Source organism: Neisseria dentiae (genome assembly GCF_014055005.1).
In the GTDB taxonomy this organism is placed as follows: domain Bacteria; phylum Pseudomonadota; class Gammaproteobacteria; order Burkholderiales; family Neisseriaceae; genus Neisseria; species Neisseria dentiae.
Genome location: NZ_CP059570.1, coordinates 1,019,368 through 1,031,646, shown reverse-complemented (window position 1 = coordinate 1,031,646; position 12,279 = coordinate 1,019,368). Strand labels below are relative to the sequence as shown.

Genomic DNA, 12,279 nt, shown 5'->3' with positions numbered 1-12,279 from the left:
GGAAAAGAGTTGGGCGATGTCTTTGAAGCCGTCTGCGGTCATGCTTTGAATACGTATGCTTTTTTCATGACGACGATTAAACCTGCTTCGTAAAGGGCAACTGTTTTATTGATGACGTGTTGTTTGTGGATTATGCTGCCGTTTAGTTGGCTCATGAAAATCATAACGCCGAATAATCTGCCGAAATAGGGGATTCATGATAAGGTTGGCAACGGACTTAAGGGGTTTGTCGGCAATTTAAGCTGCCTTGTTTGATACGCCGGTGGATTGTTTTGGTGCTGCATTGATAGCGTTTTGTGATTTGTGCACAGATTTGTTTGAGGTGGATGTATTCGTGCGGCAGAGATGGTTATTATCAAGCGGTTTGAGTGTGAAGGAATTTATGGCAGGCAGAACATTTATATCTTTGTCGACTGTTTTTACGGCCATATTTGATTAGGGTGTTTTGGTGGCAAAATGGGCATTTTGTGTTCATTGGCAAAAAAATCGCTGAAAGCCTTACATGGTAATGCTTTCAGCGATTTTTACCAACCCAAATGCCCATTTAATTCGAATGTTGCCAAAGGCCGTCTGAATGATATTTTTCAGACGGCCTTTTACCGCTTCTATATCGGCCAAAGGTTATTCATCGTCTTCCGAATGGTTGTTGATGCGTATCGCGGTGTGGACGGTGCCGGTGAGTGCGGCGGGCAGGGATTTGTCGGCGGAGAGTTTTTGCAGGTAGGCTTCGTCGATATCGCCGGTGGGGTAGCGGCCGCTGAAGCAGGAAGTGTCGAACGAATCGATGGCGGGGTTGAGTGATTTCACCACTTGTTCCAGCTCGGCCAAATCTTGGAAAACGCAGCCGTCGGCACCGATTTCGCGGGCGATTTCGTCTTTATCGCGGCCGTTGGCTATCAGCTCTTCGCGGGTCGGCATATCGATGCCGTACACGTTGGGGTAGCGCACTTCGGGGGCGGCAGAGGCGAAATAGACTTTGCGGGCGCCGGATGCGCGCACCATTTCGACGATTTCGCGGCTGGTGGTGCCGCGTACAATGGAATCATCTACCAGCAGCACGCTTTTGCCTTTGAACTCGGATTCCATCGGGCTGAGTTTCTGGCGCACCGATTTTTTGCGGGTGGCCTGGCCGGGCATGATGAAGGTGCGGCCGATATAGCGGTTTTTAATCAGCCCTTCGCGGTAAAGTTTGCCCAGATGATGGGCAAGCTCCATTGCGCTGGGGCGGCTGGTATCGGGAATCGGCATGATCACGTCGATATCGTCGATGGGCAGTTCACGCTTCACTTTTTCGGCCAGTGTTACGCCCATGCCCAAACGGGCGCGGTAAACGGAAACGTTGTCGATTACCGAATCGGGGCGGGCGAAGTAAACGTATTCGAACAGGCAGGGGCTGAGGCTGGGGTTTTCGGCGCATTGGCGGGAGAAAAACTGCCCGTCTAAAGAAATGAACACGGCTTCGCCGGGGGCGATGTCGCGCGCCAAATCGAATTCGATGGCATTAAAGGCAACCGATTCGGAAGCCACGGCATAGGCGGTGCGGCCGTCTGAAGCGGCTTGCGTGCCCAGCACCAGCGGGCGGATGCCGAGCGGGTCGCGGAAAGCCACCATGCCGTAGCCGGCTATCATGGCCACTACGCCGTATGCGCCGCGCACGCGTTTGTGAAGTTTGGCGACGGCGTCGAAAATATTATCGACGCTGAGCTGCGAAGCGCCGGAATCGGTTACTTCGCGGCGCAGTTCGTGGGCGAACACGTTGAGCAGCACTTCCGAATCAGAGCGGGTGTTGATGTGGCGCAAGTGTTTGTGGCACACGTTTTCATACAGCTCTTCGGTGTTGGTGAGGTTGCCGTTGTGCCCCAGCACGATGCCGAACGGCGAGCTGACGTAAAACGGTTGCGCTTCGGCGGTGCTGTCGGCATTGCCTGCGGTGGGATAGCGCACATGGGCGATGCCGGCGTTGCCTGTCAGGTCGCGCATATTGCGGGTGCGGAATACGTCGCGCACCATGCCTTTGCCTTTGTGCATATGAAAAATGCTGCCTTCCACGGTAACGATGCCGGCGGCATCCTGACCACGGTGTTGCAGCATTTGCAGGCCGTCATAAAGGCTTTGGTTTACAGGTTGGTAGGCTACCATGCCCAATACGCCACACATTTTTCTCTCCGAACATTTAAAGGGGTTGATACTGTATTTTATCTGCAACGGCACCCGGCAGATAGGGTACCGCGAACTGGGCCAGCGACTCGAAATAGCGGGCGCTGAGCGATTGGCGCCAGCCGTCGGTTTGCGGCAGGTCGGTAAACGAGCAGGCGATTACCGCCAGCGTAACCAGCAAAACACCTTTGAGCGCGCCGAATGCACCGCCGAGCAGGCGGTTGACGCCGCCCAAGCCCGCGGCTTGCGCGGCACCGGTGAGCAGCGAACGTAAAAAACGCTGCACCAGCCATGCAGCGGCAAACAGAACGATAAATGACAAAGCCACAGCCACAGGGCGCGACTCGAACGAGCGGAAAGCGATTTCCGAAAACGGCACGGCAAACATTTTGGCTGCGATAAACGCCACAATCCAAGTGATTAAAGAGGCCACTTCGGCGATCATGCCGCGCATCATCGAAACGATAATGCACAGGCCGATCAGGCCGAAGGCGAGCAGGTCGAAAGTTGCCATCAGGGTTGTCCGATTACGATGCCGTCGGCACCTTTTTTACGCAGCCGTTCCAAAGCCTTGCCGGCGGTTTCCCGGTCGGGGTAGTGGCCGGTGCGCACGCGGTAAACTTTGCCTTTGCTGGTTTCCACTTCGGTGATGTAGGCGCTCACGCCCGCATCGGCCAGCTTCTGCTGCATTTGTTTGGCTTGGTCGCGGTTGCTGTATGCGCCGGCTTGGATAATGGCTTTTTTGGAGGCGGGCTTGCCTTCTAAAATGGTTTTGGGATCACTTTTTTCAACCGATGTCTGCGCGGATTTGTTGTTTAAGGCGTCTTGTGCGGCTTTGCGGTTGGTTTCCTGCTGTTTTTTCTTGGCGGCTTCGGCGGCGCGTTTTTCAGCTTCGGCTTTGGCGCGGGCTTCTTTTTGCGCTTTCAGACGGCCTGCTTCCTGCTCGGCCAAACGGGCGGCTTTCTGGCGTTCGGCCTCTTTGGCTGCGGCCTGCTCGCGCGCTTTGCGTGCCTGCGCTTCCTGTTGGGCCTGCTGTGCCGCTGCTTTTTGCTGCTCTTGCTGTTTCAAACGTTCGGCGGCGGCTTTTTGCTGTGCCTGCCGTTTCAGGCGCTCGGCTTCGGCTTTTTTGGCGGCGGCTTTGCGTTCGGCTTCGGCATCGGGTTCGACGCGGTTGTTAATCACCACCACCGGCGGCGGGGCGGTTTCTTCGGGTTTGGGCTGCGGCTTGGGTTGTGGTTTAGGTTGGGGTTTGGGCGCTTCGGCCTGCACGGGTTTGGCGGCGGGTTTGGTTTCCGCCGCTTTTTTCTCGGCCGCTGCTTTTGCGGCTGCGGTTGCCGCGGCGGTTTGGGCGGCGGGTTCGGATACCGTTTGTTCTGCGGGTGCGGGTTGTGCCGGCGTTTGCGCGGGCGGGTTGGCAAGCGGGTTGTTCAGTTCGGTGGTTTCGGTGTCGGCCGGAGCGGGTTCCAACACGGCGGCGGGCGACAAATCGGAAGCATCGTCGGAAGAAGCGGCCTGATTGGCCAGCTCTACCTGCGGCGCAGTTTCCGATGCGGCTGAAGCGGCTTTTTCGATGCTGATGTTTTCGGCGGCTTCGTCTCCGCCGCCCCGGTTCAGAACATTGGCCAGCAGAATGCCTGCAAATATCACCAGCGCGGATGCGCCGACTAAGCGGCGGCGGTTTTTACGCTTCAGTTTTTCGTATTCGTTGAGTGAATGGAAACGGTTGTTTGACATGAATCTGCCTTGTTACAAAATGGCCATGACTTCGGCAACGGTGTGGAAAGAACCGAAAACGGTAATTCTATCATTTTCCCCGGCCTGCGCCAAAGCGGCTTGATAGGCCGCTTGAATATTTTCAAAGCTTTGCACGGCATCGATGCCGCAGCGGTTGAGTTTTTGCGCTATTTCTTCGCCACTCATGCCGCGCGGCAGATGCAGCGGGGCGATATACCATTGGTCGAACTGGTCTTTCACGATGTCGATAACGCCGTCTGAATCTTTGTCGGCCAGAATGCTGAACACGGCGGTGCGCTTTTCGGCGAAAGGTAGGGCAATCAGCCCCTGGCGCAGGGCACGCGCGGCGTGCGGGTTGTGGGCGACGTCGAGTATGGTGAGCGGCCGGCCGGGCAGCACTTGGAAGCGGCCGGGGTTGTGAACCAGCAGCAGCCCGCGCTTGATGGAGCCGATGTCGATGGGCAGGCGCGGGTTGAGGCATTCGATAACGGCCAGCGCGCAGGCGGCGTTGCCCAGTTGGTAGGCGCCGCGCAGGGCGGGCACGGGCAGGGCGTTGCGGTTGCGTTTGAGGCCGTCTGAAAGCCCCGATGCGGCGGTGGGATGGAAGTGGAACGACCATTGCTGCTGTTCCATGCGGCTGAAATCGAAATCGCGTTTGGCCAAGAGCAGGTTGGCTCCTATGCTTTCGGCGTGCCGGCGCAGCGATTCGGGCGGCGGGTTTTGGCCGCAAACGGCGGGTTTGCCGCTGCGGAACACGCCGGCTTTTTCGTAGCCGACAGCTTCGACGGTGTCGCCCAGAAACGATTGGTGGTCGAGATCGACGCTGGTTACGACGGCGCAGTCGGCATCGAAAACGTTTACCGCATCCAAACGCCCGCCGAGGCCGACTTCGAGCACCATCACATCAACGTTTTCGCGCATAAAAATATCGACGGCGGCCAGCGTGTTGAACTCGAAATAAGTGAGGGAAACACCGCCGCGCGCTGCTTCGATGCGCTCGAACGAGGCCGTAATCGTTTCGTCGCTTACAGGCCCGCCGTTGATGCAGATGCGTTCGTTGTATTTGAGCAGGTGCGGGCTGGTGAGCGTGCCGACTTTAAAACCGGCCTGCTTGTAAATCTGGGTGAGGAATGCGCACACCGAGCCTTTGCCGTTGGTGCCCGCCACCACCACCACGGGGCATTGCGGTTCGAGCCGCATGGTGTTTTTCACTTTGCCCACGCGCGCCAGACCCATGTCAATCAGCCCTGCGCTGTGGGCGGTTTCGAGATGCGATAACCAGTCGTTTAATGTTTTCATTTTGAAGGTGGTAAATGTGTGTGGAGGCCGTCTGAAAACAGGGAATGCGGAAACGATGTTTCAGACGGCCTTGAAAGGAAAGGTTAATCTTTAGGCTGCCCCCAGCGCGCCCAAACCAACAGGCGGCGGAAGCTTTCGCGCTCCGCCATGTCGGGCAGCACAAACTGCCACACCGTGCGGCCGCCCAAATCCCATCTCAAAAACAAGGCATAGGGCGAAACCAAGCTGCCCGGGCACAACACGGCTTCGAAAGCGGTTTGCGGCCTGCCGACAAACACCACCGCCCGCCCTTGCGGGCTGACGGCGATTTTGTGCACGGCATCGGCACGGCGCAGGCTTTGGTTGTGCCACGCCCAGCAAAAAGCGGCGGCCAGCAACAGCAAACCGATGATACGCACCGCGCCGTGAAACGCGCTAAGGCAGAGATAGGCCGCCCAAAGATGCAAAAACACCGTTAGGGTTTTGCCGGTGCGCGAAGGTTTGAAGGCCGTCTGAAAAGGGCGCATCTTACATCATATTGTCGAATACGGGGGTGATGTTCAGCTCGGCTTCTTCCATATCGAGCACCATGTCGTGAATTTCCACTTCGAAGTATTCCCAAAAGGCTTTCAGGCTCATATCGGTCGGCCATTGGCTGCGGGGGATGTCCCAACCGGAAATTTCGGCTTCGAAAATGGTTTGGTAGCGCTCGTCGAAATAGGAAACCACCGCTTCGGGTTCGTCGAACTGCGGCACGAGAAACACCGAGCAGTTGCTGCGGATTTGTTCCAGCGTTAAATCGGGCATATTTTCATCGGCCTGTTTGAGCCAGGCGAGAAAGTTTGCGGTGGGTTTCAGCACCACGGCGGTGCGGTCAACAAAATACATGGTGCGTCCTTACGGGTAAATTTCAGACGGCATTGTACTGAATATCGGCGGCAAACCGAAAGGCCGTCTGAAAAAATCTTTTCAGACGGCCTGTTGTATGCTTTGCAGCGGTTCGGGTTTAGTGGTCGCTGGCTTCCGCCGCGCCGATACCGGTCATGGAGCGCACGTATTGTGCTTCAAAACCTGCTTTATCAATCTCAGCCTGTTTCGATTTGTCGGTAACCGAGAAGAACCAAGCGGCGATAAAGGCTAACGGTATGGTAAACAGGGCGGGGTTGCTGTATGGGAAGATGGCTTCTTTGTTGTGGAGGACTTTTACCCATACGGTCGGGCCGAGGATAATCAGCACGAAGGCTACCAGCAGGCCTAAGAAGCCGCCGATAACCGCGCCGCGGGTGGTCAGGCCTTTCCAGAACATCGACAGGGCGAGAATCGGGAAATTGGCCGAGGCCGCCAGTGCGAACGCCAAGCCTACCATAAAGGCGACGTTTTGGTTTTCGAAGGCGATGCCCAACACGATGGCCATCACGCCCAAGCCCAAGGTGGCCAAGCGCGATACGCGCATTTCTTCTTCCTGCGTGGCTTTACCTTGGCGGATAACCGAAGAATATAGGTCGTGGCTTACGGCGGAGGCGCCGGAGAGGGTCAGGCCGGCCACCACGGCCAGAATGGTGGCGAACGCTACCGCGGAAATAAAGCCCAAGAAGAGGTTGCCGCCGAGTGCGCCGGACAAGTGAACCGCCGCCATATTGGTGCCGCCGATCATTTCGGCAACGGATTTGCCGTCTTGGATCATGGTGGTGAAGAACTGCGGGTTATCTTTGGTAACGAAGATAATCGCACCAAAACCGATGATGAAGGTTAAGAGGTAGAAATAACCGATAAAACCTGTGGCCACAAACACCGATTTGCGTGCTTCTTTGGCATCGGGCACGGTGAAGAAGCGCATCAGGATATGCGGCAGGCCGGCGGTGCCGAACATCAATGCCAAGCCCAGCGAGAGCGCATCAATCGGGTTGGAAACCAAGCCCCCGGGCGACATGATGGTGGTGCCTTTTTCGTGGATTTCGGTGGCTTTTAAAAACATGCCTTCGAGGCTGAAACCGGAGGCTTTCAAAATCATAAAGGCCATAAACGAAGCGCCCGAAAGCAACATCACGGCTTTGATGATCTGCACCCAAGTGGTGGCCAGCATACCGCCGAACAACACATAGGCCACCATCAGCGCGCCTACGATAACCACGGCGGAAGTGTAGCTCATGCCGAACAGCAGCTGGATCAGTTTGCCTGCGCCCACAACTTGGGCAATCAGGTAGAGAATCACCACCAACAGGGAGCCGCTGGCTGCAAACACGCGCACGGGGCCTTGTTTGAGGCGGTAGGCCACCACGTCGGAAAAGGTGAATTTGCCGAGGTTGCGCAAACGTTCGGCAACCAGAAACAACACGATGGGCCAGCCCACCAAGAAGCCGGTGGAGTAGATCAGGCCGTCGTAGCCGGTGGTGTAAACCATGGCCGAAATGCCTAAAAACGAAGCGGCAGACATATAATCGCCCGCAATCGCCAAGCCGTTTTGGAAGCCGGAAATACCGCCGCCGGCGGTGTAGAAATCTTTGGTGGACTTATTCTGCTTGGCCGCCCATTTGGTGATGAACAGCGTTGCGCCCACGAAAATCAGAAACATCACAATCGCCGAAATATTCAGCGGCTGTTTTTCCACATCGCCGGTTAAGGCGTCTGCCCAAACGCTGCCCGAAGCGAGCAGGGCTAAGGTGCCGGTTAAAAATTTATTCATGTTTATTCTTCTCCCTGAACTTCGCGGACAACTTCTTTGGTCATTTCTTCGAATTTACCGTTGGCGATGCTTACATAAATGCCGGTGGTGATAAATGAAAACACAATCACGAAAATGCCGGCGTAAATGCCCCAAGTGGTGATGCTGCCTTCGGACACGGGCTTGCCGAACATTTCGGGCGCGGTGCCGATCAGCCAGATGTAGGCCACATACATCACAAAAACAACAGCCGAAAAGCTCCAGCCTATCAATGCCTTCTGCTGCGCCATCTGTTTGAACTTCGGGTGAGAGAGCACTTGCTGTGCGGTTTGTTTATCCATTACTTTCTCCTTATACAGAACGCTTGTCGGTAAACGGGGGGGATTAGAAATGAAAAAACATTGCTATGGCTAATATTATTTTCTGATAGTATCAATCCGTCAGGCTGATAATGTGCCGGACAGAATTGATTTTAAAAGCAATAGCCTTGTCAGAAAAACCTTTCAGACGGCCTGCAAATATGCTAAAACATCATAATCAATGCATGATGCGGCGCAACGTCAGGCGGCGGTTATTTACAAAGTAATAAAGTAACGGCCGGAGAGGGGCGGGCGCCGGCAACGATTCCACCGACTTGTGCAGAAGAGAAATATGGACTACACCCAGCTTAAAACCTTTACCGAAGTTGCCCACATCGGCAACCTGACCCAGGCGGCGGAGCGTTTGCACCTGTCGCAGCCTGCGGTTTCCGCGCAAATCAAGTCGCTCGAAAAACGCTTGGACGTTACCCTGTTCAAGCGCACCACCAACGGCATGGCGCTCACCCCCGCAGGCGAAGTGTTCCTGCCCGAGGCAGAAGCCCTGCTGCAACACCACCACAAACTCGACTGTTTTGCCAAAACCCTTTCGGAACATTATGTTACCCATGCCGATTTAGGCCTTATCCACCCCGTTGCCCCCGATAAAATCACCGGCCTGACACAAAGCATTCTGAAGCAGGATCCGGATATCATGCTGCATATCCAATACGGCATGAGCGGCGAAATCGAGCAGCGCGTGTTAGACAAACAACTGCACGGCGGCTTTTTTCTCGGTCCCGTAACCCGCCGCAGCCTGCGCAGCCTGTTTCTCGGCGACATCCAATACTCGCTGGTCTGCCATGCGGGCGAAACCGGCCGCATCCGGGCCAACCTGCCCGGAAGTTTGGAAGAATATGCGTGGATTGAAATGTCGGTGGTGTCGAGCAGCCGCAAGCATATGCAGCAGTTTTGGCGCAAACACAAAATTTCGCCCAAGCAGCAGATTATCTGCGACTACCCGCAAACCATCATCGATTTGGTTTGCGAAGGCACGGGGCTGGCGATGATACCCGCGCAGAAAGCCGAAGCCGCACGTGCGGCGGGCAAGCCCATCGACATACTCGACGAATACCGCCAAACCCTGCCGCTGCACTTTATTTATCTCGACGAATTTGAAGAAGACCCCGTATTGAATCTGCTCAAAGGCTGTGTGGAAGAGGTTTGGGCGGATACGGTTGTCTGATACCGGAGCGGATATTTTTCAGACGGCCTGATTTAAGGCAGGCCGTCTGAAAAATGTTTCAATACTGCCCCGGGCTTAACCCCGGTAGCTATTTATAGTGGATTAAAATAAGAATGCCGAAGTAGGGTAAAACGATTCTTTAGCATATCGCCCAATTGCAAGTTTGAATGCAGTTATTTCATTTCGGAGTTTTTATTTGAATTCACTATATTCTTCAAGAAACAGTAATAAAAAACAGCAATACCCGGCTTGGTGCCGGGTATTTTATGTGAACGAAAGCGTAGGCTGAGACCTTTGCAAATCCCCCATCTGCGGTGCATTTCTGCGTTGTGTGCTGCTCGTAACTCCATGTTATGTCTGCGCTTGCTGCGCTGCTACGCCTTGAACTGCATCCACATCTGGGGGTTTTGCAAAAGGTCTCAGGCCGGCCTTTACCTACCGCCGGGCATTGAAAAACCGTTGCAGCAGTGCGCCGCACTCATCGGCCAGCACGCCGCCGGCAACCGCCGTGTGGCGGTTTAAGCGGATATCGCCGAACAAGTCCACCACGCTGCCGGCCGCGCCTGTTTTCGGCTCTTTCGCGCCGTAAACCACGCGGGCAACACGGGCTTGGATTAATGCGCCCGCGCACATGCAGCAAGGTTCGAGCGTAACATAAACATCGCAACCGTCGAGGCGGTAGTTTTGCAGCGCTTTTCCGGCGGCTTCCAACACACCGATTTCGGCGTGGCGGCTGATGTTGCAGCTGCCCACGCAGGTGTTGTGCGCCGCCGCAATGATTTCCCCGTTTTTCACCGCCACCGCGCCCACCGGGATTTCGCCCGCTGCGGCCGACTGCTCTGCCTGCGCCAAGGCAGCGCGCATAAAATCTTCCATTTCTGTTTGAGACGGAAACACCGCCACCGGCGGATGCCGCCGCACCGCTTCGAGCAAGGCCGCTTTTTCAGACGGCCCCAAGTCGTGCACACCGATGTCGCGTTCGGCGGCGGCGAGCTGCCATAACGTGCTGCGGGTAACAGTTAACCCGGCCGCTTTCAGCAACAGAAACGCACCGGCCGCGCCACGCGCCCGTATATCCGCCTGAGTGCGGATGCCGAGCGATTGCAGCGTTTGCAAAACTTTAGGGGCAAAGGGGGGATGGGTGAGCTGCATCATGGTTAAACCGTGGCCGTCTGAAAACAACGGCGATTGTACAACAGATGGCTGCGGGGATTGTGAACCGCCTTTTCAGACGGCCTGCCGCATATATAACGTTTGAGCCCGAAAAGCCTGACGGCATAGAAGCAAGCATTCTTTGTATTGGCACGGCGATTACCGTACAATGCGCGTTTTTACCAGCTTTTCAGGAAACATCATGTTGAAAAAATTCGTTCTCGGCAGCATGGCTGCATTTGTTTTGGCGGCCTGCGGCAACGAAGGCGCAAGCTCTTCCGCTTCGGCTCCCGCCGCGTCTGCCCCGCAAACCCAAGCGGCCGCCGGTTCGCTGTTGGAGCGCATCAATAACAAAGGCACGGTAACCGTGGGCACCGAAGGCACTTATGCGCCGTTTACCTATCACGACGAAAGCGGCAAATTAACCGGTTACGATGTGGAAGTTACCCGCGCCGTGGCCGAAAAACTGGGCATTCAAATCGAGTTTAAAGAAACCCAATGGGATGCCATGCTGGCCGGTTTGAAAGCAGGCCGATTCGATATGGTGGCCAACCAGGTGAGTCTGACCACGCCCGAGCGCCGCGCCACTTTCGACAAATCCGCCGATTACAGCTATTCCGGCCCGATGGCGGTCGACCGCAAAGACGACAACCGCATCAAAACGCTGGCCGACGTTAAAGGCTTGTCTGCCGCGCAAACCCTGAGCAGCAACTACGGCGAAATGGCGCAGAAAGCCGGAGCCAAAATTGTTCCGGTTGACGGCATGGCGCAAGCGCTGACGCTGGTGCAGCAGAAACGTGCCGACTTCACTTTCAACGATTCGCTGGCCCTGCTCGACTATATGAAGAAAAACCCCGATTCCGGCCTGAAAACCGCTTGGACGGCTTCTGCCGAAGAAAAACTGGGTGCAGGCTTTATCGTGAATAAAAACAACGACGAAGCATTGGCGAAAATCAGCGGTGCGGTGGAAGAGTTGCGCCAAGACGGCACGCTGAAAAAACTGGGCGAGCAATTCTTTGGTGAAGATGTAAGTGTTAAGTGATTTTTTAAGCGCCCTGCCGTTTATGACCGAAGAGCGCGCGGTTTTGGTCATAAACGCATTCTGGCCGATGGTGAAAGCGGGGTTTCTGTATTCGATTCCGCTGGCCGTCGTTTCTTTTGTCTGCGGCATATTGATTGCCCTCGGCGTGGCGTTGGTGCGGGTAGTGCCCGTGGGCGGCCTGTTTCACCGCCTGCTTTTGGGCGTGGTGCAGTTTTATGTTTCCGCCATACGCGGCACGCCCATGCTGGTGCAGCTGATGGTGGTGTTTTACGGCCTGCCCGCCATCGGCATCACCCTTGATCCGCTGCCCACCGCCGTTATCGGCTTTTCGCTCAATATCGGCGCCTATGCTTCCGAAACCATACGCGCGGCAATTTTGTCGGTGCCCAAAGGCCAATGGGAAGCCGGTTTTTCCATCGGCATGACCTATATGCAAACCTTCCGCCGCATCATCATGCCGCAGGCATTCCGCGTGTCTGTTCCGCCCTTGAGCAACACCTTCATCAGCCTGTTTAAAGACACTTCGCTGGCTTCGGTGGTGACCATCACCGAGCTGTTCCGCGTGGCGCAGCAGATTGCCAACGCCAGCTATGATTTCCTGCCCGTTTACATCGAAGCCGGCCTGATTTACTGGGTGTTCTGCTTCTTCCTCTTTATCGGCCAGACCAAACTCGAAAAACGGCTCGACCGTTACGTTGCCAAGTGAGCAAGC

13 protein-coding genes and 1 pseudogene are annotated in these 12,279 nt (G+C 55.7%); 4 read left to right on the top strand and 10 right to left on the bottom strand.

Annotated features, from left to right (window positions below):
* Nucleotides 1–355: 355 nt before the first annotated feature.
* The 9 genes from H3L92_RS13590 to H3L92_RS04835 all read right to left on the bottom strand — a co-directional run bounded on the left by H3L92_RS13590 (nt 356) and on the right by H3L92_RS04835 (nt 8,172).
* Complete coding sequence (locus H3L92_RS13590) at nt 356–487, bottom strand: transposase-like zinc-binding domain-containing protein (protein WP_372338519.1); 132 nt, start codon at nt 485–487, stop codon at nt 356–358.
* 134 nt (nt 488–621) lie between these two features.
* Nucleotides 622–2,157: an amidophosphoribosyltransferase gene (gene purF, locus H3L92_RS04870; RefSeq protein ID WP_085364903.1), complete on the bottom strand. Its 1,536-nt coding sequence runs from the start codon at nt 2,155–2,157 to the stop codon at nt 622–624.
* A gap of 16 nt (nt 2,158–2,173) precedes the next feature.
* Entirely contained in the window at nt 2,174–2,671 is a 498-nt protein-coding gene (locus H3L92_RS04865; protein WP_085364904.1) for a CvpA family protein, read from the bottom strand.
* Nucleotides 2,671–3,891, bottom strand: a complete 1,221-nt coding sequence (locus tag H3L92_RS04860) for an SPOR domain-containing protein (protein ID WP_085364905.1) — start codon at nt 3,889–3,891, stop codon at nt 2,671–2,673. The genes H3L92_RS04865 and H3L92_RS04860 overlap by 1 nt, the downstream gene beginning before the upstream one ends.
* Nucleotides 3,892–3,903: 12 nt before the next feature.
* Complete coding sequence (gene folC, locus H3L92_RS04855; RefSeq protein ID WP_085364906.1) at nt 3,904–5,190, bottom strand: bifunctional tetrahydrofolate synthase/dihydrofolate synthase; 1,287 nt, start codon at nt 5,188–5,190, stop codon at nt 3,904–3,906.
* Between the two features lie 83 nt (nt 5,191–5,273).
* Nucleotides 5,274–5,696 carry a protein YgfX gene (locus H3L92_RS04850; RefSeq protein WP_085364907.1) on the bottom strand — a complete coding sequence of 141 codons (423 nt, stop codon included), beginning with the start codon at nt 5,694–5,696 and terminating at the stop codon, nt 5,274–5,276.
* Between the two features lies 1 nt (nt 5,697).
* The gene (locus H3L92_RS04845) at nt 5,698–6,057 is read right to left on the bottom strand and encodes a hypothetical protein (RefSeq protein ID WP_085364908.1); all 360 of its coding nucleotides are present in this window, start codon (nt 6,055–6,057) and stop codon (nt 5,698–5,700) included.
* 118 nt (nt 6,058–6,175) lie between these two features.
* Nucleotides 6,176–7,852, bottom strand: coding sequence for a cation acetate symporter (locus H3L92_RS04840; protein WP_085364909.1), 1,677 nt, complete (start codon nt 7,850–7,852; stop codon nt 6,176–6,178).
* Between the two features lie 2 nt (nt 7,853–7,854).
* Nucleotides 7,855–8,172, bottom strand: a complete 318-nt coding sequence (locus H3L92_RS04835) for a DUF485 domain-containing protein (RefSeq protein ID WP_085364910.1) — start codon at nt 8,170–8,172, stop codon at nt 7,855–7,857.
* Nucleotides 8,173–8,482: 310 nt separating this feature from the next.
* Between H3L92_RS04835 and H3L92_RS04830 the strand changes: the two genes are divergently transcribed.
* Entirely contained in the window at nt 8,483–9,373 is an 891-nt protein-coding gene (locus tag H3L92_RS04830; protein ID WP_085364911.1) for a LysR family transcriptional regulator, read from the top strand.
* Between the two features lie 294 nt (nt 9,374–9,667).
* A pseudogene (locus tag H3L92_RS13230) lies at nt 9,668–9,825 on the top strand (lipoprotein signal peptidase).
* Here H3L92_RS13230 and tadA read toward each other — a convergent pair.
* Entirely contained in the window at nt 9,809–10,525 is a 717-nt protein-coding gene (gene tadA / locus H3L92_RS04825) for a tRNA adenosine(34) deaminase TadA (RefSeq protein WP_085364936.1), read from the bottom strand. The pseudogene H3L92_RS13230 and the gene tadA overlap by 17 nt on opposite strands.
* A 202-nt stretch (nt 10,526–10,727) precedes the next feature.
* Between tadA and H3L92_RS04820 the strand changes: the two genes are divergently transcribed.
* Nucleotides 10,728–11,567: an amino acid ABC transporter substrate-binding protein gene (locus H3L92_RS04820; protein ID WP_085364937.1), complete on the top strand. Its 840-nt coding sequence runs from the start codon at nt 10,728–10,730 to the stop codon at nt 11,565–11,567.
* Between the two features lie 22 nt (nt 11,568–11,589).
* The gene (locus H3L92_RS04815) at nt 11,590–12,273 is read left to right on the top strand and encodes an amino acid ABC transporter permease (protein ID WP_158088136.1); all 684 of its coding nucleotides are present in this window, start codon (nt 11,590–11,592) and stop codon (nt 12,271–12,273) included.
* Nucleotides 12,274–12,279 lie beyond the last annotated feature (6 nt).

Bases quoted from the DNA above. Each gene is read 5' to 3' on its own strand.
- purF (WP_085364903.1), bottom strand. From the start codon at position 2,157: ATGTGTGGCGTATTGGGCATGGTAGCCTACCAACCTGTAAACCAAAGC.
- H3L92_RS04865 (WP_085364904.1), bottom strand. From the start codon at position 2,671: ATGGCAACTTTCGACCTGCTCGCCTTCGGCCTGATCGGCCTGTGCATT.
- H3L92_RS04860 (WP_085364905.1), bottom strand. From the start codon at position 3,891: ATGTCAAACAACCGTTTCCATTCACTCAACGAATACGAAAAACTGAAG.
- folC (WP_085364906.1), bottom strand. From the start codon at position 5,190: ATGAAAACATTAAACGACTGGTTATCGCATCTCGAAACCGCCCACAGC.
- H3L92_RS04850 (WP_085364907.1), bottom strand. From the start codon at position 5,696: ATGCGCCCTTTTCAGACGGCCTTCAAACCTTCGCGCACCGGCAAAACC.
- H3L92_RS04845 (WP_085364908.1), bottom strand. From the start codon at position 6,057: ATGTATTTTGTTGACCGCACCGCCGTGGTGCTGAAACCCACCGCAAAC.
- H3L92_RS04840 (WP_085364909.1), bottom strand. From the start codon at position 7,852: ATGAATAAATTTTTAACCGGCACCTTAGCCCTGCTCGCTTCGGGCAGC.
- H3L92_RS04835 (WP_085364910.1), bottom strand. From the start codon at position 8,172: ATGGATAAACAAACCGCACAGCAAGTGCTCTCTCACCCGAAGTTCAAA.
- H3L92_RS04830 (WP_085364911.1), top strand. From the start codon at position 8,483: ATGGACTACACCCAGCTTAAAACCTTTACCGAAGTTGCCCACATCGGC.
- tadA (WP_085364936.1), bottom strand. From the start codon at position 10,525: ATGCAGCTCACCCATCCCCCCTTTGCCCCTAAAGTTTTGCAAACGCTG.
- H3L92_RS04820 (WP_085364937.1), top strand. From the start codon at position 10,728: ATGTTGAAAAAATTCGTTCTCGGCAGCATGGCTGCATTTGTTTTGGCG.
- H3L92_RS04815 (WP_158088136.1), top strand. From the start codon at position 11,590: ATGACCGAAGAGCGCGCGGTTTTGGTCATAAACGCATTCTGGCCGATG.